The organism is Streptomyces sp. T028 (genome assembly GCF_048159505.1).
In the GTDB taxonomy this organism is placed as follows: Bacteria; Actinomycetota; Actinomycetes; order Streptomycetales; family Streptomycetaceae; genus Streptomyces.
This window is the reverse complement of sequence record NZ_JBLRVZ010000026.1, coordinates 345,666-363,906: the sequence shown is the minus strand read 5'-3', so window position 1 is coordinate 363,906 and position 18,241 is coordinate 345,666. Positions and strand designations below refer to the sequence as shown.

Genomic DNA, 18,241 nt, shown 5'->3' with positions numbered 1-18,241 from the left:
GGAGCCCAGCCTCCCGGGACGTACGGGAAATCCTCCCGGCCGTCCGGGACGAGACACCGATGCGCTCCCCGGGGCGCGTGCACGATGCTTGGTTCAGCGGATCGCCGCCCAGACGCCCCAACTCCCGGACAGGTGAACCGATATGAGTGAGCAGACGACACCCGTACGTTCTCTCACCTGCAAAAACAGGGTGGGCCTCGTCCTCGCCGGCACCCTCGGCCTCCTCGACGTGACCTTCGCCTTCACCATCCCGGAAGGGGACGCGGACACCCCGGGGCCGCCCGTGGGCATCGTCGTCGCCGACGCCGTCCTCGGGCTGATCACGGTGATCGCCGTCGTCTACACCTGGCGCACGGCCGACCGCACCGGCTCCCGCGCCGTGGCCGGCTCGCGGGTCCTCTCCGTGATCACCGCACTCCCGGCGTTCTACGTCAACGGCGTCCCGGCCGGAATCGTGACCGGCACCTCCGCCTTCGTGATCGTCAACGTCGTCGCCGTCGCCTTCGTCCTGTCCCGCCCGGCTCCGGAACCCGCCGCGCCGTGACACGACCGCGGGGCTGCTTCAGCCGGGGATCCGCGATCCGCCCCACCCAGAGAACATCCCGAAGCCGATGCGCTGCCCGGGGCGCGGGCCCGATGGGCGGGTGCACCGGACCGCCGCCTCGGCGACCCTCCACACCCGGACAGGTGAACCGACATGAGTCAAACGGCAGCCGTACTCTCCCTCACCCGCAAGAACAAGGTCGGCCTCGTCCTCGCCGGAATCCTGGGCCTCCTCGACCTGAGCAACGTCTTCATGATTCCGGCGGAGGACTCGGACACCCCGGGACCGCCGACGGCTGTCTTCGTCGCCACCGCCGTCCTCGGGCTGATCACGGTGATCGCCGTCGTCTACACCTGGCGCACGGCCGACCGCTCCGGCTCCCGTGCCGTGGCGGGGTCACGGACCCTCTCGGTGATCATTGCCCTCCCCGCCTTCTTCACCGACGGCATCGAGGCCGGAGCCATGCTCTCGGTCTCCGTCTTCGTGATCGTCAGCGTCGTCGTCATCGCCCTCGTCCTGTCCCGCCCGGCTCCGCCCGCCGCGCAGTGACGCGACCGCCGGGCTGGTTCAGCCAGGGATCCGCGATCCACCCCATCCAGAAAGCACCCCGAAGCCGATGCGCCGCCCGGACGCGGGACCGATGGGCGGGTGCACCGGACCGCCGCCTCGGCGACCCTCAACACCCGGACAGGTGAACCGACATGAGTCAAACGGCAGCCGTACACTCCCTCACCCGCAAGAACAAGGTCGGCCTCGTCCTCGCCGGTGCCCTCGGCCTCCTCGACCTGACCAGCCTCATCGGCCCCCCTGCGGACAACGCCGACACCCCGGGACCGCCTTTGGCCATCCTCATCGCCGGCACCGTCCTCGGGCTGATCACGGTGATAGCCGTCGTCTACACCTGGCGCACGGCCGACCGCACCGGCTCCCGTGCCGTGGCGGGGTCACGGACCCTCTCGGTGATCACAGCTCTCCCCGCCTTCTTCGTCGATGGCGTCCCGGCCTGGCTCGTGCTCGTCGTCTCGGCCGTCGTGATCATCAGCGTCGTTGCCGTCGCCCTCGTTCTGTCCAGTCCCGCTCCGGAACCCAGCGCGCCGTGACGAAGTCGCCGACTGGCCGCAGAAACAACGGATATCGCTGACCTGGGGCGACGCGGATCGTGACGCTGTGGTGCAGCGTAGGCGTTGTACTCGTCGTCCTCGGTGACGCGGGCGGCAGTCTCCTCGCCGAGCTTGACGTAGCGACCCGGCGTTCCCAGGAGCTTGTGCCGGGACTTGGCCTGCAGCTCCGGTGCGGAGCGGCCCTTCTCTGCGAGGTGCTTGAGCCCGAGTGCCGCAGCTGGTGAAGGGTGTAGCCCTTGCCTTGCGGGTCGCGCATTTCGGACGCCTGTCTGAACAGGTACTCCGCGCGTGGGTAGGACAGCCGGCCCCGGCCGCTGGCGGGGTCGATGTCCGCCAGGGCGCGCTTGCCCGAGGTGGGGCCCGGCGGCCGACGAAGAACACCAGGCCGGTGGTGCGGCCTGGAGCAGGAGCGGCAGCAAGCGGGCGGTGGGGGGGTCTCCCAGTGCACGTACGCGGTATCACCGCACTTCTTCCCAACCCCGGCCTCGGCGGAACCACAGGTCGACGTCGGGCACGTCGAGCTCCAGCAGCTCGTCCGCCCGGGCGCAGGTCTCGTAGACCCTGCGCCAGAGGACCCGTTCCCGCAAAGGGAGGCGGTCGTTGGTGAACAGTCGTTCCAGCCGGTTCCAGGGGATGGCCTCCGTGCGTAGGCGGAGAACGAGTTGAGCGCCGACAGGTGCTTGTTCCAGGTGTTCGCGGCCTGCTGGTCACAACAGCGGGCGATCACCGCCTGTGGATCTATCGAACGCAGCGGAGGGCCCCGGCAACCACACCGCCGGGGTCCCGCTATCCCTTTCGGCCGTATCTCGGCTGCCCCTCGACCGGCTCAACTCGGGTGTCAAATTATGTGACACCAAACTGCACTCTCTGCTTGGTTCCTACTCGACCCCCACGTACGGCTGCGTCGGCTCAGGCCGGACGAAGGAGCAGGCCGCCCTCGGCCTGCTCGGCCCGGACGGCAGACGACTGTCGCCGAGAAGCGGGGCGGCGGCCCGTCCGTACGAGGAGTCGCGGGTGCGGGCGCGCCGGCTGCGGGCGAACGCCGAGATCACCCACAGCGTGACGGCGGGCGGTGCTCGCGCCGGGGACCGCGTCCTCATCGCCGAGCGGCCGGCGACATCACGGGATCCCCACCGGCGGCGCGCGGAGGGCGCTGGACAAGGGCGGGAAGGACGCCACCCGCTTCTCGCGGATCCTGATCACGCGGTGCACGGCTCCCTGTGGCCCGTTTCTCCGCGTCTTCGCCGGGTCCTTCCCGCCACGTCCAGCACACCACGGGGGCCGCACCGCCGACAGGGCCGACAGGGCGGCCGCCCCGGGGCCGTTCGGCCCCATGTCCAGGAGCCGTTCCGGACCACTGCCCGGTCCCCTCGGCTCATGCGCAGAGAGGGCGCGCGGGAGTTGGCTGAGAGAGAGGAGAAGGACCCGACCAGGGAGGGCGAGGACAGTGGGTACCAGTCTCACACCGGAGTTCTGGGAACGGTTCGCGGTGCTGTTCGTGCTGGCGGCGGGCCTGACGTGCGTCCTCACGGCCGTGTTCGACGATCTGGCCGTCCGGGTGCTGCGCCGTCGGGCTCACAGGCCGACGCTGCCGCGGACGCCGTACCGGCCGCAGCGCAGCGACCACCGCGTGTCGGTCCGCTCCTGACGCGTCGGCATGCGGCAGAGGCTTCAGCGGGCCGGGGAACTGCTCCCCGGCCCGCTCCTGCGGCGGTGGGCGGCTGAGCCGCACGCACCCCACTCAGGGCCGATCAGCCCCTCGTACGGCCCGCCGACCGGTGCGACCGTGTAAGTGGCCCCAGTCCTGCACGGAAGGCGGTGGGGACGATGACATTGCCCCTGGTTCTGGGCATCGACGGCTCCGACGAGAGCCTCCAGGCGGTCGACTGGGCGGTGGACGAGGCCGCCCGGCACGGCCTTCCGCTGCGCCTGGTCTACGCCTCCCTCTGGGAACGCTACGAGCGGGCCGTACCGTCGAGCAGCCTCGGCCGTCCGGCCGAACGCGTCCTCGCGGACAACCTCGTCGCCGCCGCGGCCGAGCGCGCCGCTCAGCGCAGCGCCGACGTGAAGGTCACCTGCGACATCGTTCCCGAGGAGGCCGTGGACGCTCTCCTGCGCGAGGGGAACCACGCCTTCGCCCTGGTGACGGCGTCGCGCGGCCGCGGCGGACTGAAGGGCCTGCTCCTCGGCTCGGTCGGCCTCGCCGTGGCGGCCCGCGCGCAGTGCCCGGTGATCGTGGTCCGGGGCGACAAGGCGGGCCTGGCCGGCTCGCACGGGCGGATCCTGCTGGGCGCGGGAGAACCCGTCACCGGAGCCGACGCCGTGCGCTTCGCCTTCGCCGAGGCCGAGGCACGGGGCTGCGTCCTCGACGTCGTACGCGCCTGGCGCCTGCCCGGACACGGCAGCGCCCACGAACCGGTGCGCCGGTACGAGGAACGTGCCTCGGCCCTCCTGGACGGCGTGCTGCGGGACGCCGTGGCCGACCACCCGGGTGTCCGGGTACGACGGGTCACGGTCGAAGGGCCTGCCCACACCGTCCTCGTACGCCGTTCGGCCGCCGCCGACCTCGTGGTCGTCGGGGCCCGGCGCAGGCACGGCCACCTCGGGCTCCAGCTGGGCCGGGTGAGCCACACCCTGCTCCACCACGCGGACTGCCCGGTGGCGGTCGTCCCCCAACTGGCGTGAGAGCCGTGCTGGACGCGAGGGTACGCCGGTGACGAGCCGGACCTGGGAGTACGACGGCCACGACCCGGCGGACGAGCGCCTGCGGAGTCGCTGTGCACGCCGGGCAACGGGCAACCGGGGCGTCCGCCTGTACGTGAGGCGCGGTCGGCCGGAGATGACGGTGCCGCCCTCCGACCGCTCGCCGATCGCCACCCGGCCGCCGGGCCGCGCGGTCCGTGTGCGGCCGGGGGAGACCCGCGAACTCCCCCTCCCGGACTGACAGTCGCCGCCCCGGAGAGGGCCGGACGGCCCCGGGCGGGGGACCGGGCAGCCTCTCCCACCGTGCGGGCCACGGCGCGACGCTGGTACCGGAAATGACAGACCGAGCGCTGGAGGTGCCGACATGGTTTCGCCGGTCGTCGTCGGAGTCGACGGATCCGCCGAGAGTCTTGCCGCCGCCGCATGGGCGGCCCGCGAGGCCGCGCGGCGGGACCGACCGCTGCAGCTGGTGCACGCGTGGGACTGGCACCCCCGCCAGGGGGAACAGGAGATCGCGAACGCCGCCCAGCGGCATCTGGCCCGCCGCGCGCTGCGGCAGGCGGAGGATCGCGTCCGTGCCGAGTTCCCCCGGCTCCGTCTCACGGACGAGCAGGTGGAGGGCCCGGCCGTCGCCGCGCTGCTGAAGGCGGCCGACGAGGCGGACGTGATGGTCCTCGGGTCGCGCGGGTTGAGCGGGTTCACCGGGTTCCTCGTGGGGTCCGTCGCGCTCGGGGTGGTCGCGAAGGCCACGCACCCCGTCGTCCTCGTCCGGGCGGGCGAGGAGGCGGCGGACGAACACCTGCCGGCCGGTGACGGGGGCGCGTCGACGGACACCGGGTACCGGGACGTGGTGCTCGCCGTCGACGTCCACGACGCCTGTGACGAGGTCATCGAGTTCGCCTTCGAGTCGGCCCGCCTGCGCGGGGCGCGGCTGCGGGCCGTGCACGCCTGGCACACGGCCGGTCCCGTCGGACTCGGGGCCGGCGACATCGGACTGGTACAGGAAACCTGGCAGGGCGAGGAGTGGCTCGGGTTCCTCCAGGCCGTGCTGCAGACGTGGCGTGACAAGTACCCCGACGTGGAGGTCCTGGCCACCGTGGTGGAGGACAAGCCCACGACCGCGCTGGTGCGGGCCGCGACCGGAGCGGGTCTCCTCGTCGTCGGACACCGCCTCGCCGAACGCCCCGTGGGCCCCCGCACCGGGCCCGTCACCCACGCCGCGATCCATCACGTCGGCTGTCCCGTGGCCGTCGTACCCCACGTGTAGCGGAACGCCGGACCGGGCGGGCGGGCGCATCGCCGAAGGCCCGGCGACGATGGGGACGGACGAAGGAGGTGGAGGAGATGAAGGAGGTGGAGGAGGTGAAGGCGGTGACGGTCATGACGCGCCCGGTGGTGGCCGGTCTGGACGGTTCGCGGGAAAGCCTCGCCGCGGCCGACTGGGCGGCCCGGGAAGCCCTTCGCCGAGGGCTGCCGCTCCGGCTGGTACACGCCTGGGAAGGCATGCCCGACGAGGACACCGACGCCGGCCTGCCGGAGATCCGGGCTCCGCAGCACCACGCGCGACGGGTGCTGCGCGACGCCTTCGGACTGCTGCACGAGCGGTATCCGCGGCTGTACATCGCCGCCGAGCAGGTACGCAGGAAGCCCGGTCCCGCACTCGTCGCCGAGGCGGAGAGCGCGGAGCTGCTGGTCATCGGAAGCAAGGGCTTCAGCGGTGTCTCGGGGCTCATGGCGGGATCGGTGGCGCTGGCCACCGTCGCCCACGCCGACCGGCCCGTCGTCCTGGTCCGGGCGGGTGAGACGGCGGCGGACGAACATCTCGCCGACTCGGGAAGGCCGTCGGCCGGCACTCCGTACCGTGACGTCACGGTCGCCGTCGACATCGGCGGGCCCTGCGACGAGGTCCTCGACCTCGCGTTCCGCGAGGCGGAACTGCGCAGGGCACCGCTGTGCGCCGTGCACGCCTGGCACATGCCGCTCACCGGCGCCGCCGCGGGTGCCGAGGAGCGCACGCGGATCCGGGAGGAGGCGGAGCGCGGGCTCACGCGGCTGCTCGAACCGTGGCGGGTGAAGCATCCCGGCGTGGTCGTCCGCGAGAACCTCCGCGAAGGCCGCGCCGCCCACGTCCTCGTACGCGCCGCGGTCGGGTCCGGACTGCTGGTGGTGGGCCGTCGCCGACGGGCCGCCGCGGTCGGCTCGCACACCGGTCCGGTGGCCCACGCGCTGCTTCACCACGTGCTCCGGCCGGTCGTGGTGGTCCCGCACGACTGACGGTGGCTCAGGCACCGAAGAAGTTCTCCGGGGACCGGTCCGTCGAAGCGAGCCGCAGAAAGGGTGTTCATGATGATCTCCGACGTCCGCGCGGAGCCCTGCCACGCATCCGCCTACCTCGTCCGGGCCGCCGTCACCGCTCCGTCCCCGTACAACACGCAGCCCTGGATCTTCGTCGCCGAGGACGAGGACAGAGGCCTGGAGGTGCACGCGGACGCAGCCCGCAGGCTGTTGCTCTCCGACCCGGCCGGCCGGGAAATGGTCATCAGCTGCGGAGCCGCCCTGTTCAACATCCGGCTCGCCATGCGCCACCTGGGCTTCAACCCGGTCGTCGAGCACTTCCCGCGCCCGTCGGACCCGGCGTTCCTGGCCCGTGTCGCGTGGGGCACCCACCGGCGCCCCTCCCCACAGGACGAGCGCCTGTTCGGTGCGCTGCGGCTCCGGCACACGGCGCGCGGACCGTTCCTCGCGGAGCCCCTCCCGGAGTCGCTGACCGACGACCTGCGCGACCACGCCCACCGGGCCGGCGCCACGCTCGACCTCGTCACCGACCGGGCGGGCACACGGCACCTGGCCGAGCTGGTCCGGATCGCCGAGGAGACGAGCAGGTCCCGGCCGGAGTGCACCGCCGAGCAGCGGCGGTGGACCTGGTGGCCCGGCCGGCCACGGTTCGACGGGATCCCCGTCGAGGCCGACGGGACGCACCCGGACATCACGGACTTCGCCGGACGGGACTACACCGGCCTCACCCAGATCTTCCCCAGGCCTCCGCAACGACGACCCTCGCGCACCGGACCGGTCGCGATCCTCAGTACGGACCGCGACGACCCGGCGGCCTGGCTCCGGGCCGGTGAAGCCCTTCAGCGGATCCTGCTCGAAGCGGCGGACCACGGGGTCATGGCGGCCTTCCACACCCAGCCGCTGGAAGTCCCTGCCCTGAGGGTGGAGATCCGGCGGACACTCAGCGGCGGGGCCCACCCTCAGATGATCTTCCGCCTCGGACATCCGCCCTACGTGCCGCCGCTGCCCCGGCGCCCGGTCGCCGAGGTGCTCAAGGTGGCCGGCGCCTGCCCGGCGTGAGCCGCCGCCCGGGACACCAGGAGCAGCGCATCCGCCGTGTGCACCACCGTCATGCCACGCGGCTCCCTGTCGGCCTGCGCCGCAGCACCTGCGAGCCAGGTGCCGGGAGCGTCGCGACAAAAGCGGTCGGCACGGCGAGGTCGCCCAGGATCGAGCCCGGATCGCCGCCCCGGGACAGCGGGGTCGTCCACGCGTCCACGGCCCAGGTCGGCGAAGTCGCATCTCCCGTGACGCGCGGCCGGCCGGGGACGAGGGCCGACGGCCACGTGCAACCGCCGAGCATGCCCAGCGCGATCCCGAGTGCCGGTCGGGATCACCCCACGCGACGTCGAGGACGAGCGCACCGATGCCCAAGATCAGCGGGGACCCCGCAGGAGCCCCGGCAGGAGTGAGGCAGAACCAGACGAGCGGAGGGTCCGCGACCGCGTGAGGTTCCGGCCCCCGCCTCGCCCCTCGGGGCCGGAGCCATCGGCGGGCAGGGCCGGACGGGGCGCCCGGAGGACCCGACCGGCCCCTGCCGGAGCGCTGTGCGTGAGGAGAACGTGGGGGCGGGAGGCAGGACGCGGCTGTCCGGCATTGCGCCGGAGAGCGGCACTGCCCGGTCCTGATGCCGTGCGGGGGGAGAGGAGGAGCCGTGATGAGCGGCCCTGTGATCGTGGGTGTGGACGGTTCGGCGACGAGTATGGCCGCGGTGGAGGCAGCCGCACACGAGGCCGGCCGACTGGGAGTGGAACTCCGGCTGGCCCACGCCTTCGAGTGGCCGGCCGCCCATGTGCCGCCGGGCGTACCACCCTGGGATCCGGCCGTAGCCGGGACGAGCGGCTCGGCGAACAGGGCACTGGTGGAGGCCGAGCGCCGGGCCCATGGCGCCGCGCCCGGCCTGCGTGTCACGCACACGGTCCTCATGGGTGAACCCACGTCGGTGCTGGAGACCGAGTCCCGTGGAGCGTCGCTCACCGTCGTCGGCAGTCGGCCGGCGGGCCGGTCCGGCGGAGCGCGACGCGGTTCGGTCGCCGCCCGGCTGGCCGCGGGCGGAGGCCCTCCCGTGCTGATGGTCCGCGGCGGGCCGGCTCCGGACGGTCCCGTCGTGCTCGCCTGCGACGACGGGCGCGCGGGCCGACGAGCAGCCGAGTTCGCGTTCGCCGAAGCCGCGGCCCGTGGAACGGACCTGGTGGTGCTGACCGCTGGCGGGACGCGGAACGGGCAGCCCCGGGAAGGGGCCGGTGACACGGTGTCCGAGCTGCGGGGGAAGTATCCGGACGTCAGTGTGCGCCGCCCCCGGATCCGGGGTGGAGCGCGCCGCGCGGTCATCGCGGCGAGCACGTACGCCCAGCTCGTCGTGATCGGCACGCACGGCCGGGGCCGGTTGCTCCCGGCCGCCCTGCCGACCCGTGTCAGCCGAGCGGCTCTGCGGCACGCCGGCTGCTCCGTCGCGGTGATACCGGCGGAGGAGACGAACCCGTGACCGGGCAGCCGACGACCCGAGAGGCGACGGATCGTGCCGCCGCCGGACGGTCCGCGGACGTGGCGGACGCGTACCGCCTCGCCCCGGCACAGCAGGCCGCCGCTCTCGACGTCGATCCGGCGGTGGCGGCCTCGGAGTGAGTCTCCGGCTCCGGGAAGAACGCGGGAGGTGCCATGGACGCCGAGCGAGGGGTACGGGGTCTCGTCGCCGACTCCTGGCGACGTTGCGAGGCATGCGACGTACGTCCCGACGGCAGTCGTCCGCCACCGCTGCGCTGGGCGCCCGGGGAACTGGACGCCTATCGCCGCGTCCATCCGCTTGCCGCCGTAGTGCCCCTGTTCCGCGACCTGTTGGGCTCCGGGGCCGCCGACGACGGGCACGTGTTCGCGGTCGGCGACGCCGACGGCACCCTGCTGTGGGTCGAAGGGGACACCGGGGCCCTGGGACGGGCCGAACGCATGCACTTCGTCGAGGGCGCCGTCTGGTCCGAGCGGCAGGCCGGCACCAACGCCCCCGGCACCGCCCTGGAGTTGGGCCGTCCCGTGCAGATCGTGACCGGCGAGCACTACAGCGCCGCCGTGCACGCCTGGTCCTGCGTCGCCGCCCCGGTACGGGACCCCGCCACCGGGCGCGTGCTGGGGGTGGTCGACCTGTCCGGCGGCGCCAGCATCGCCACGCCGCCGGCCCTGGCCGCGGTACGCGCCGCCGCGCTGACGGCCGAGGCGCAGCTCGCCCGGCTGCCGTCCGTACCTCTCCTCGGCGCGGACGGGCACGTGTGCCCGGTCGGGCGGACGTCCCAGGACGAGGTCCGCCTGCGGGCGTTGGGCCGGGACAGCGCCCGGCTGGAGTACGCCGGCCGGGTACGCCACCTCAGTCCGCGCCACAGCGAGATCGTCCTGGCGCTCGCCCTGGCCGGCCGGGGCGTGACCGGGGACCGGCTCGCCGTGGACCTCTCGGAACACGAGATACCCGCCTCCACGCTGCGCGCCGAACTGACGCGGCTGCGCGCCGTCCTGGGACCCGACCTGCTCGGCTCCCGCCCCTACGCCCTGCTGCGCCCCGTACGGACGGACTTCGAGGACGTGTCCCGGCTGCTCGCCGAAGGCCGGGTGGGCGAGGCGCTCGCCCGCTACCGCGGCCCCCTGCTGCCGCGCTCCGAGGCTCCGGCAGTCGTGGCCCAACGCCGCTGTCTGGAACAGCAGTTGCGCGGAGCCGTCCTCGGCAGCGGTGACGCCGTGCTGCTGCGCCGCTGGGCGGAGGCGGCCTGGGGCGCCGAGGACCCCGGAGCCTGGACGGCTCTGGCACGGGCGCTGCCCGCCGGCTCGCCGCAACACGCCGCGGCCGCCGCGCGGGCCCGCGCGCTGCACCTGGAGACGGCCGTGCTCCCGCAGGTCCGGCGGCATGCAGCGGTGTTGCAGCGTTCCCTCTCCTAGCGTGCTGAGCATCACCCCGATCGCCGTGATCGGAGTCCTCCGAGAGGGGACGATCATGAAGTACGAGCCTCCGGGCGCGCCGGGCAGCCCCGTCGACGTCGCGCCCCGCTACGAGAACTTCATCGGCGGCAAGTGGGAGGCCCCCACCACGGGCCAGTACACCCCCAACCTGTGCCCCGCCACCGCCAAGCCCATCTGCGAGATCCCGAAGTCCGGGGCCGAGGACATCGAACTCGCCCTGGACGCCGCACACGCCGCCAAGGACCAGTGGGGCGAGGCCTCCACGACCCAGCGCGCCGCGGTGCTGAACCGGATGGCCGACGCCATCGACGCCCACCGCGAGGAACTCGCCGTCGCCGAGAGCTGGGAGAACGGCAAGCCGGTCCGTGAGACCCTGGCCGCCGACATCCCGCTCGCCGCCGACCACTTCCGGTACTTCGCGGCCGCGATCCGCGCCGAGGAGAGCCGGATCACCGAGATCGACAAGGAGACGATCGCCTACCACTTCCACGAGCCGCTGGGCGTGGTCGGACAGATCATCCCGTTCAACTTCCCGCTGCTGATGGCCGCGTGGAAGCTCGCCCCGGCGCTTGCCGCCGGCAACGCCACGGTCATCAAGCCGGCCTCGCCGACGCCGTGGTCGATCCTGAAGCTGATGGAGGTCGTCGGCGACATCCTGCCGCCGGGCGTCCTCAACGTCGTCAACGGCCCCGGCGCCGAGATCGGCAAGGCACTCGCCACCAACAAGCGCATCGCCAAGGTCGCCTTCACCGGCGAGACCACCACGGGCCGCCTGATCATGCAGTACGCGTCCCAGAACATCATCCCGGTCACGCTGGAGCTGGGCGGCAAGTCGCCGAACATCTTCTTCGACGACGTGGCCGCGGCCGACGACGACTTCCTCAACAAGGCCGTCGAAGGACTCGTGCTGTACGCGTTCAACAAGGGCGAGGTCTGCACCTGCCCCTCCCGCGCCCTCGTCCAGGAGAACATCTACGAGGAGTTCATGGGCCGCTGCCTGGAGCGGATCCGCGCCATCAAGCAGGGCGACCCCCTCGACACCGAGACCATGATCGGCCCCCAGGTGTCGAAGCAGCAGGTCGAGAAGATCGCCTCGTACGTCGAGATCGGCCTGAAGGAAGGCGCCGAACTCCTCGTCGGCGGCCACCGGCCCACCCTGGACGGCGCGTTCGCGGACGGCTACTTCTACGAGCCGACCGTCCTCAAGGGCCACAACAGGATGCGGGTCTTCCAGGAGGAGATCTTCGGACCCGTCCTCGCGGTCACCACCTTCAAGGACGAGGCCGAGGCCCTGGAGATCGCCAACGACACGCTGTACGGCCTCGGTGCCGGAGTGTGGAGCCGTGACGGCGCCCGCGCCTACCGCATGGGCCGCGCCATCAAGGCCGGCCGGGTCTGGACGAACTGCTACCACCAGTACCCCGCCGGTGCCGCGTTCGGCGGCTACAAGGTCTCCGGCATCGGCCGCGAGACGCACCAGATGATGCTCGAGCACTACAGCCAGACCAAGAACCTCCTGGTCAGCTATGGCACCAAGCCGCTCGGGCTGTTCTAGAAGGAGTACGGCGACATGTGCCCGAAGGTGGAGAACGGCACCGCGGGACGCGTCACCGTCACCCCGGCGGCCCGCAGGGCGATCGACGCCCTGCGCGCCGCCCAGGGGCGGCCGGTGATGTTCGTCCAGTCCGGCGGCTGCTGCGACGGCAGTGATCCGATGTGCTTCCCCGGCGGCGAGTTCGCCCTGGGGGAGGGCGACATGCTCGTCGGCGTGGTGCACGGCTGCACTTTCCACATGAACGCCGACCACTACGAGGCGCTCGGCCGCCCGCTCCTCGTCCTGGACGTCGAACCGGGCACCCCGGGCGGCTTCTCCCTCCCCGCCGGAGACGGACTCCACTTCGTCACCCGGATCAAGGCGCCCCGGCGCCACAGCAGTTGTTGAGGAGCAGACTCATGAAGGCAGCAGTGGTCACCGAATTCGGCAAGGCCCTGGAGATCCAGGACCTGCCGACCCCCGAGCCAGGCCCCGGACAGGTACTCGTCCGCATGGAGGCCTCCGGGCTCTGCCACACCGACATCCACGCGGCCCACGGCGACTGGCCGGTGAAGCCGCGGCCCCCGTTCATCCCCGGCCACGAGGGCATCGGCCCCGTCGAGGCCGTCGGCGCCGGCGTCTGTGAGGACCTCCTCGGCAAGCGGGTCGCCGTTCCCTGGCTCGGCTCGTCCTGCGGCACCTGCCGCTACTGCGTCACCGGCTGGGAGACCCTGTGCGAGTCGCAGGTCAACTCCGGCTACTCCGTGGACGGTTGCTACGCCGAGTACACCGTCGCGAACGCGCGCGCGGTCGTCCGGGTCCCCGACGGCGTGTCGTCCTTCGACGCGGCACCGCTGACCTGCGCCGGCGTCACCACGTACAAGGCCGTGAAGGTCGCCCGTGTGGTCCCGGCCGAACGGGTCGCCGTGTTCGGCGTCGGCGGACTCGGCCACCTCGCGGTGCAGTACGCGCACCTCGTCGGCGGCCTGGTCACCGCGGTCGACCTCGAACCCGACAAGCTCGGCCTCGCCCACCGGCTCGGAGCCGACGAACTCGTCAACGCCCGCACTCACGACCCGGTCGAGGAGCTCCGGAAGGCCGGCGGGGCCGACGTGGCGATCGTGCTGGCCGCCGCGCCGCGCGCCTTCGAGCAGGCGTACCGGTCGCTCAACCGCGGGGGACGGCTGGTCATGGTCGCCCTGCCCGCCGACAACGCCGCCATCAGCGTGCCGATCTTCGAGACCGTGCTCGGCGGCATCTCCGTCATCGGCTCCATCGTCGGCACCCGCCAGGACCTCACCGAGGTGTTCCAGCTGCACGCGGTCGGACGCACCCGGGTGATCGCGGAGTCCCGGCGCCTGGACCAGGTCAACGACTCCTTCGACGAAGTGCTCGGCGGACGGGCCGAGGCACGGCTCGTCTTCGAGTTCTGAGCGTTCCGTGGCCCGGCACCGGCCGGGCCACGGGGAGAGGCAGCACACCATGGCCACCGTCACCGTAGGCGCCGTACGGGAGCGGGCACCCGGCGAACGCCGGGTCGCCCTCGTCCCCGAGGCCGTCACCCTCCTGCACCGGGCCGGGCTCGACGTCCTGGTCGAGACCGGCGCCGGCTCCGGCGCCTGGTTCACCGACGCCGACTACACCGCGGCGGGCGCCACCGTCGTACCCCCGGACGAGCTGTACGCCCGGGCCGACGCCGTCCTGTGCGTGGCACCGCCCGACCCCGACACCGCCGGGGCACTGCGCTCCGGACAGGTCCTGATCGGCCTCCTCGAACCACTGCGCCACCCCGCCCTGCTCGCCGACCTGCGCGAGCGCGCGGTGCGCACGGTGAGCCTCGACCTGCTGCCGCGCACCCTCAGCCGCGCCCAGTCCATGGACGCGCTGACCTCCCAGGCCAACATCGCCGGCTACAAGGCGGCCCTGCTCGCCGCCGACTCCTACGACCGCTTCTTCCCGATGCTGACCACCGCGGCGGGCACCATGCGCCCGGCGCAGGTCCTGGTCCTCGGCGCCGGAGTGGCGGGACTGCAGGCCATCGCCACGGCCCGCCGCCTCGGCGCCGTCGTCACGGCCTACGACGTACGGCCGGCCTCACGAGGGGAGGTGGAGTCCCTCGGCGCCCGGTTCCTCGACCTCCAGAGCCCTCAGGACGAGGAACCAGGCGCCGAACGGGGCGGTTACGCAAGGGAGTTGACCGAGGCGGAGCAGCAGGCCCAGCGCGCCGCCCTCGACGCGCACATCGCCCGCTCCGACGTCGTCGTCACGACCGCCCAGGTCCCCGGACGCAGACCACCGCTCCTGGTGACCTCCGCCGTCCTGGAGCGGATGCGCTCCGGCTCGGTCGTCGTCGACCTCGCCGCGAGCGAACTCGGCGGCAACGTCGAGAGCTCCGAACCCGACAAGACCGCCGTCCTCGACAACGGGGTCACCGTCATCGGCGCCGGACGCCTGCCGTCCGCGATGGCCACCGCCGCGTCCACGGCCTACGCCCGCAACCTCGTCGCCCTGCTGCGCCACCTGGTGCGGGACGGCGAACTCGTCCTCGACCCCGCCGACGAGATCACGGGCGCCCTCATGGGAGGTGAAACATCATGAACGACCTCGACCTCCTCACCGCGATCACCGTGTTCGTGCTGAGCGTGCTGGTCGGCATCGAGGTCATCAGCAAGGTCCCCGCGACCCTGCACACCCCGCTGATGTCCGGCTCCAACTCGGTGCACGGCATCGTCGTCGTCGGCGCCATGCTGATCGCGGCCGAGTCGCACACCTGGCTCGGCTACGTCCTGGCCTTCGTGGCCATGGTGTTCGGCGCGATGAACGTCGTCGGCGGCTACGTCGTCACCGACCGGATGCTGGAAATGTTCAAGGCCAGGCCCCAGGCCCGCGACAAGGCGGAGGTGTGAGCGCCATGGACACCGTCTCCAACGCCGTCCACTACGTCTTCCTCGCCGCGGCCGCCTGCTTCGTGCTCGGACTGCACCTGATGAACCACCCGCGCACCGCCCGCCGCGGCAACACCCTCTCCGCAGGCGCGATGGCCGTCGCGATCGCCGCCACCGTGTGGCTGGTGGCCGACGAGGGCGCCATCAGCCGGACAGGCTGGCTCGTTCTCGGCTCGGGCGGAGTCGTCGGCGCCGCGCTCGGCCTGTGGGCCGCGCGCGAGGTGCGCATGACCGCCATGCCCCAACTGGTCAGCCTCTTCAACGCCGTCGGCGGAGGCGCGGCCGCGCTCATCGCCGTGAACGACCTGCTCCAGGCGGACGACCCGGCCGCCCTCGGCGCGCGGGTCTCCCTGCCGGGCGCGCTCGACATCGTCATCGGCGCGGTCACCTTCACCGGATCGCTGATCGCGGCCGGCAAGCTGCAGGGAACGGTGTCGGGCGCGCCCGTCGTCTTCCCCGGGGCCCGGCTGCTGAACGTGCTGCTGCCGGCGTCCTTCGTCGCCGGCACGGTCTGGCTGGTGCTGGCACCGGACTCCCGTACGGCGCTGTACGGGCTGACCGCCGTGGCGCTGCTGTTCGGCGTGACCATGGTGCTGCCCATCGGCGGCGCCGACATGCCGGTCGTCATCGCCCTGCTGAACGCCTTCACCGGGTCCGCGGTCGCGATGGCCGGCTTCGTCCTCGACGAGACCGCCCTCATCATCGCGGGAATGCTGGTCAGCGCCTCGGGCGGCATCCTCACCAAGCTGATGGCCGACGCCATGAACCGCTCCGTCGCGAACATCGTCGTCGGTGGCTTCGGCACCGGTGACAGCGCACCGGCGGCGGCGGGCACAGGCGGGGCCCCGGCCCAGGTGCGGTCGGTCTCCGCGGACGACGTGGCGATCCAGCTGGCGTACGCGAGCAAGGTCGTCTTCGTGCCCGGATACGGTCTCGCCGCCGCCCAGGCCCAGCACGAACTGGGCGCCCTGGCCAAGCTGCTCACCGACCACGGCATCGACGTCAGCTACGCCGTGCACCCGGTCGCCGGGCGCATGCCGGGACACATGAACGTGCTGCTCGCCGAGGCCAACGTGCCGTACACCCAGCTGAAGGAGATGGACGAGGCCAACCCGGAGTTCCCGCAGGCCGACGTCGCGCTCGTCATCGGCGCCAACGACGTCACCAACCCGATCGCCCGCCGCCCCGGCAACGCGATCTCCGGGATGCCGATCCTGGACGTCGACAGGGCGAAGAGCGTCGTCGTCATCAAACGGTCGATGGGCCACGGCTACGCGGGCATCGACAACGAGCTCTACACCGACCCGAAGACCGGGATGTTCTTCACCGACGCGAAGAAGGGTCTGAGCGAACTCAAGACAGCGGTCGGCGAGTTCGTCGGCTGATACCTCCGGCAGTGGTGGGCCCCGTCGCGCGGCGGGGCCCACCGTCCGCGGTCAGCGGGCGGTGTCGGTCAGCCGTCACGTCCGACGCGCGCCCGCTCTGGGCCGGGGTCGTCGACAACCGCGCGCTCCTCGACGGCGCGGCCGTCGCCTGGCTGACCGTCGACGGACAGCCGGCCGGCGCCGTCCTCCTGCGCGACCCCGTCCGGCCGGACGCCCCCCGGATCCTGCGCCACCTACGGGCGGCGGGCATCGAACGGCTGCTGATGCCGACCGGCGACCGCGCCGAACCCGCCCTGGAAGTCGCCGCGGTCCTCGGCCCGGACGACGTGCGCGCCGAGCGCGCGCGGTCACCGTGATGGTCGGCGACGGGGGCAACGATGCCCCCGCGCTCGCGGCGGCCGACATCGTGCTGACCACCGAGCACGTGGACCGGCTGGCCGACGCCGTCGCCATCGCCGTGCGCGCCCGGCGCATCGCCGTGCAGAGCGCGCTGGGCGGCATGCCGATGTCGCCGGCCGCCATGACCGTGGCCGCGTTCGGGCTGCTGCCACCGGCCGCCGGCGCGCTGCTTCAGGAAGGCATCGACGTCGCGGTCATCCTCGACGCGCTGCGGGCGCTGCGCGTCGACCGGACCGCGCGACCGGCCCTGACCCCCACCGCCGAGGCGCTCGTACAGCGCTTCGCGGCCGAACACGACGACCTCCAGGACGTCCTCGACGCGGTACGGGACGCGGCCGACCATGTCTCCGACAGCCCGGGCCCGCACGCTATCGCAGCCGTTGAGGAGGTGCACCGCCTGCTGACCGAGCGGCTGCTGCCGCACGAGAACGCGGAAGAACACCAGCTCTCCCCGGCCCTGGCCGTCACGCTCGGCAGCTCGACGACCTGGAGATCTACTTCTCGCTGGCGTCGTCGCCCGACGGGGGTCGACCGGGCCCGTGACGCGGTCCGCCGGGATCCGTCGACTCGCCGGTGAGCTGCGGTTCGACGTCCACGACGCCTTCCACGGCGCGTACGAGGCGTACGGCGACCGGGATGAGCGAGGTGTCGCGGATGTGTCCGCGCAGGGTGACGACACCCTCGTGCACGGTCACGTGGATGGCGTGACTGAAGCGCGGGAACAGGTACGACACCACTGTGCGGCGGACCTCCTCCTCTATCTCGTCGTCCGGCCGCAGGAACACCTTCAGCAGATCGGCGCGGCTGACGATGCCCTGGAGCATGCCGATGGCGTCGACCACGGGCAGCCGCTTGACACGGCGGACGGCCATGATCCTGGCGGCCTGCGCGAGAGTGGCGTCCGGGTGGACGGTGACGGCGGGGGTGCTCATGAGCTCCTCCGCCCTGGTCGCACCGGCCTTGGCGACATCGACCAGGCGCTGTCGCTGCTGGGAGAGGCTCTGCTCCTCGTCGCGGAACTCCTCCTTGGGCAGCAGGTCGGCCTCGGAGACGACACCGATGACGCGTCCCTCTCCCTCCAGCACCGGCATGGCGCTGACCTTCCACTGCTCCATGGTCCGCACGATCTCCTTGAAGGGCGCGTCGCGGCCGACGGCCACGACCGTCTGGGTCATCACATCGCTCACGATGTGCGGAGTGCCGGTCATGTCCGACCACCTCGTCTCGGGTTCGTCAGGTCACGGTTCGGTGAGGGGTGCGTCGAGCCGCGCGGTGACCCGGACCGGACGGTCGGGCATGGCTGCTGTCACCGAGTTCATGGCGATCGACTCCAGCCC

The 18,241-nt window shown here is 72.6% G+C and carries 23 protein-coding genes; 20 read left to right on the top strand and 3 right to left on the bottom strand.

All coding sequences use genetic code 11. The annotated features are described in order from the left end of the window. The first annotated feature begins 142 nt into the window (after positions 1-142). The 3 genes from ACLZN2_RS25600 (at position 143) to ACLZN2_RS25590 (ending at position 1,644) form a co-directional block, all read left to right on the top strand. The gene (locus tag ACLZN2_RS25600; protein WP_416981355.1) at positions 143-544 is read left to right on the top strand and encodes a hypothetical protein; all 402 of its coding nucleotides are present in this window, start codon (positions 143-145) and stop codon (positions 542-544) included. 153 nt (positions 545-697) lie between these two features. Beyond that, entirely contained in the window at positions 698-1,093 is a 396-nt protein-coding gene (locus tag ACLZN2_RS25595; protein ID WP_416981354.1) for a hypothetical protein, read from the top strand. A 152-nt stretch (positions 1,094-1,245) separates the two neighbouring features. Beyond that, positions 1,246-1,644 carry a hypothetical protein gene (locus tag ACLZN2_RS25590; protein ID WP_416981353.1) on the top strand — a complete coding sequence of 133 codons (399 nt, stop codon included), beginning with the start codon at positions 1,246-1,248 and terminating at the stop codon, positions 1,642-1,644. 479 nt (positions 1,645-2,123) lie between these two features. Here the strand turns inward: ACLZN2_RS25590 and ACLZN2_RS25585 are convergent, their stop codons facing one another. Both ACLZN2_RS25585 and ACLZN2_RS25580 read right to left on the bottom strand, forming a co-directional pair. Further along, on the bottom strand, positions 2,124-2,252 hold the full coding sequence (locus ACLZN2_RS25585; RefSeq protein ID WP_416981352.1) for a hypothetical protein: 129 nt from the start codon (positions 2,250-2,252) through the stop codon (positions 2,124-2,126). Between the two features lie 291 nt (positions 2,253-2,543). After that, a complete protein-coding gene (locus ACLZN2_RS25580; protein WP_416981351.1) occupies positions 2,544-2,765 on the bottom strand; it encodes a hypothetical protein in 222 nt (73 codons plus the stop codon). 347 nt (positions 2,766-3,112) lie between these two features. Here ACLZN2_RS25580 and ACLZN2_RS25575 point away from each other — a divergent pair, with 347 nt between their 5' ends. The 17 genes from ACLZN2_RS25575 to ACLZN2_RS25495 all read left to right on the top strand — a co-directional run bounded on the left by ACLZN2_RS25575 (position 3,113) and on the right by ACLZN2_RS25495 (position 17,481). Continuing rightward, a complete protein-coding gene (locus tag ACLZN2_RS25575; RefSeq protein WP_416981350.1) occupies positions 3,113-3,313 on the top strand; it encodes a hypothetical protein in 201 nt (66 codons plus the stop codon). A gap of 179 nt (positions 3,314-3,492) precedes the next feature. Beyond that, the gene (locus tag ACLZN2_RS25570) at positions 3,493-4,350 is read left to right on the top strand and encodes a universal stress protein (RefSeq protein ID WP_416981349.1); all 858 of its coding nucleotides are present in this window, start codon (positions 3,493-3,495) and stop codon (positions 4,348-4,350) included. A 28-nt stretch (positions 4,351-4,378) separates the two neighbouring features. Further along, complete coding sequence (locus tag ACLZN2_RS25565; protein WP_416981348.1) at positions 4,379-4,609, top strand: hypothetical protein; 231 nt, start codon at positions 4,379-4,381, stop codon at positions 4,607-4,609. A 123-nt stretch (positions 4,610-4,732) separates the two neighbouring features. Continuing rightward, the gene (locus ACLZN2_RS25560) at positions 4,733-5,635 is read left to right on the top strand and encodes a universal stress protein (RefSeq protein ID WP_416981347.1); all 903 of its coding nucleotides are present in this window, start codon (positions 4,733-4,735) and stop codon (positions 5,633-5,635) included. Positions 5,636-5,712: 77 nt separating this feature from the next. Next, positions 5,713-6,642 carry a universal stress protein gene (locus tag ACLZN2_RS25555; RefSeq protein ID WP_416981346.1) on the top strand — a complete coding sequence of 310 codons (930 nt, stop codon included), beginning with the start codon at positions 5,713-5,715 and terminating at the stop codon, positions 6,640-6,642. A gap of 69 nt (positions 6,643-6,711) precedes the next feature. Then, entirely contained in the window at positions 6,712-7,722 is a 1,011-nt protein-coding gene (locus ACLZN2_RS25550; protein WP_416981345.1) for an Acg family FMN-binding oxidoreductase, read from the top strand. Positions 7,723-8,359: 637 nt separating this feature from the next. Further along, the gene (locus tag ACLZN2_RS25545; RefSeq protein WP_416981344.1) at positions 8,360-9,187 is read left to right on the top strand and encodes a universal stress protein; all 828 of its coding nucleotides are present in this window, start codon (positions 8,360-8,362) and stop codon (positions 9,185-9,187) included. Continuing rightward, positions 9,184-9,327, top strand: a complete 144-nt coding sequence (locus ACLZN2_RS25540) for a hypothetical protein (protein WP_416981343.1) — start codon at positions 9,184-9,186, stop codon at positions 9,325-9,327. The genes ACLZN2_RS25545 and ACLZN2_RS25540 overlap by 4 nt, the downstream gene beginning before the upstream one ends. A 33-nt stretch (positions 9,328-9,360) precedes the next feature. Continuing rightward, entirely contained in the window at positions 9,361-10,620 is a 1,260-nt protein-coding gene (locus tag ACLZN2_RS25535) for a GAF domain-containing protein (protein ID WP_416981342.1), read from the top strand. A gap of 52 nt (positions 10,621-10,672) precedes the next feature. Further along, complete coding sequence (locus ACLZN2_RS25530) at positions 10,673-12,196, top strand: aldehyde dehydrogenase family protein (protein ID WP_416981385.1); 1,524 nt, start codon at positions 10,673-10,675, stop codon at positions 12,194-12,196. Positions 12,197-12,211: 15 nt separating this feature from the next. Continuing rightward, complete coding sequence (locus tag ACLZN2_RS25525) at positions 12,212-12,583, top strand: DUF779 domain-containing protein (protein WP_416981341.1); 372 nt, start codon at positions 12,212-12,214, stop codon at positions 12,581-12,583. A gap of 11 nt (positions 12,584-12,594) precedes the next feature. Beyond that, the gene (locus tag ACLZN2_RS25520) at positions 12,595-13,608 is read left to right on the top strand and encodes a zinc-dependent alcohol dehydrogenase (RefSeq protein ID WP_416981340.1); all 1,014 of its coding nucleotides are present in this window, start codon (positions 12,595-12,597) and stop codon (positions 13,606-13,608) included. A gap of 49 nt (positions 13,609-13,657) precedes the next feature. Further along, positions 13,658-14,773 (top strand): NAD(P) transhydrogenase subunit alpha, encoded by a 1,116-nt coding sequence (locus ACLZN2_RS25515; protein ID WP_416981339.1) that lies wholly within the window; start codon positions 13,658-13,660, stop codon positions 14,771-14,773. Next, complete coding sequence (locus ACLZN2_RS25510) at positions 14,770-15,081, top strand: NAD(P) transhydrogenase subunit alpha (protein WP_416981338.1); 312 nt, start codon at positions 14,770-14,772, stop codon at positions 15,079-15,081. Before ACLZN2_RS25515 ends, ACLZN2_RS25510 begins: the two co-directional genes overlap by 4 nt. A 5-nt stretch (positions 15,082-15,086) precedes the next feature. After that, a complete protein-coding gene (locus ACLZN2_RS25505) occupies positions 15,087-16,505 on the top strand; it encodes an NAD(P)(+) transhydrogenase (Re/Si-specific) subunit beta (protein ID WP_416981384.1) in 1,419 nt (472 codons plus the stop codon). 11 nt (positions 16,506-16,516) lie between these two features. Next, positions 16,517-16,861 carry an HAD family hydrolase gene (locus ACLZN2_RS25500; RefSeq protein WP_416981337.1) on the top strand — a complete coding sequence of 115 codons (345 nt, stop codon included), beginning with the start codon at positions 16,517-16,519 and terminating at the stop codon, positions 16,859-16,861. Further along, complete coding sequence (locus tag ACLZN2_RS25495; RefSeq protein WP_416981336.1) at positions 16,861-17,481, top strand: hypothetical protein; 621 nt, start codon at positions 16,861-16,863, stop codon at positions 17,479-17,481. The genes ACLZN2_RS25500 and ACLZN2_RS25495 overlap by 1 nt, the downstream gene beginning before the upstream one ends. Here ACLZN2_RS25495 and ACLZN2_RS25490 read toward each other — a convergent pair. After that, positions 17,399-18,112, bottom strand: coding sequence for a CBS domain-containing protein (locus tag ACLZN2_RS25490; protein ID WP_416981335.1), 714 nt, complete (start codon positions 18,110-18,112; stop codon positions 17,399-17,401). The two genes, ACLZN2_RS25495 and ACLZN2_RS25490, sit on opposite strands and share 83 nt — an antisense overlap. Positions 18,113-18,241: the final 129 nt, after the last annotated feature.

Excerpts from the sequence above, each read along its gene's own strand:
- ACLZN2_RS25600 (WP_416981355.1), top strand. The coding sequence starts at position 143 with ATGAGTGAGCAGACGACACCCGTACGTTCTCTCACCTGCAAAAACAGG.
- ACLZN2_RS25595 (WP_416981354.1), top strand. The coding sequence starts at position 698 with ATGAGTCAAACGGCAGCCGTACTCTCCCTCACCCGCAAGAACAAGGTC.
- ACLZN2_RS25590 (WP_416981353.1), top strand. The coding sequence starts at position 1,246 with ATGAGTCAAACGGCAGCCGTACACTCCCTCACCCGCAAGAACAAGGTC.
- ACLZN2_RS25580 (WP_416981351.1), bottom strand. The coding sequence starts at position 2,765 with ATGAGGACGCGGTCCCCGGCGCGAGCACCGCCCGCCGTCACGCTGTGG.
- ACLZN2_RS25570 (WP_416981349.1), top strand. The coding sequence starts at position 3,493 with ATGACATTGCCCCTGGTTCTGGGCATCGACGGCTCCGACGAGAGCCTC.
- ACLZN2_RS25560 (WP_416981347.1), top strand. The coding sequence starts at position 4,733 with ATGGTTTCGCCGGTCGTCGTCGGAGTCGACGGATCCGCCGAGAGTCTT.
- ACLZN2_RS25555 (WP_416981346.1), top strand. The coding sequence starts at position 5,713 with ATGAAGGAGGTGGAGGAGGTGAAGGCGGTGACGGTCATGACGCGCCCG.
- ACLZN2_RS25550 (WP_416981345.1), top strand. The coding sequence starts at position 6,712 with ATGATGATCTCCGACGTCCGCGCGGAGCCCTGCCACGCATCCGCCTAC.
- ACLZN2_RS25545 (WP_416981344.1), top strand. The coding sequence starts at position 8,360 with ATGAGCGGCCCTGTGATCGTGGGTGTGGACGGTTCGGCGACGAGTATG.
- ACLZN2_RS25535 (WP_416981342.1), top strand. The coding sequence starts at position 9,361 with ATGGACGCCGAGCGAGGGGTACGGGGTCTCGTCGCCGACTCCTGGCGA.
- ACLZN2_RS25525 (WP_416981341.1), top strand. The coding sequence starts at position 12,212 with ATGTGCCCGAAGGTGGAGAACGGCACCGCGGGACGCGTCACCGTCACC.
- ACLZN2_RS25520 (WP_416981340.1), top strand. The coding sequence starts at position 12,595 with ATGAAGGCAGCAGTGGTCACCGAATTCGGCAAGGCCCTGGAGATCCAG.
- ACLZN2_RS25515 (WP_416981339.1), top strand. The coding sequence starts at position 13,658 with ATGGCCACCGTCACCGTAGGCGCCGTACGGGAGCGGGCACCCGGCGAA.
- ACLZN2_RS25510 (WP_416981338.1), top strand. The coding sequence starts at position 14,770 with ATGAACGACCTCGACCTCCTCACCGCGATCACCGTGTTCGTGCTGAGC.
- ACLZN2_RS25505 (WP_416981384.1), top strand. The coding sequence starts at position 15,087 with ATGGACACCGTCTCCAACGCCGTCCACTACGTCTTCCTCGCCGCGGCC.
- ACLZN2_RS25495 (WP_416981336.1), top strand. The coding sequence starts at position 16,861 with ATGGTCGGCGACGGGGGCAACGATGCCCCCGCGCTCGCGGCGGCCGAC.
- ACLZN2_RS25490 (WP_416981335.1), bottom strand. The coding sequence starts at position 18,112 with ATGACCGGCACTCCGCACATCGTGAGCGATGTGATGACCCAGACGGTC.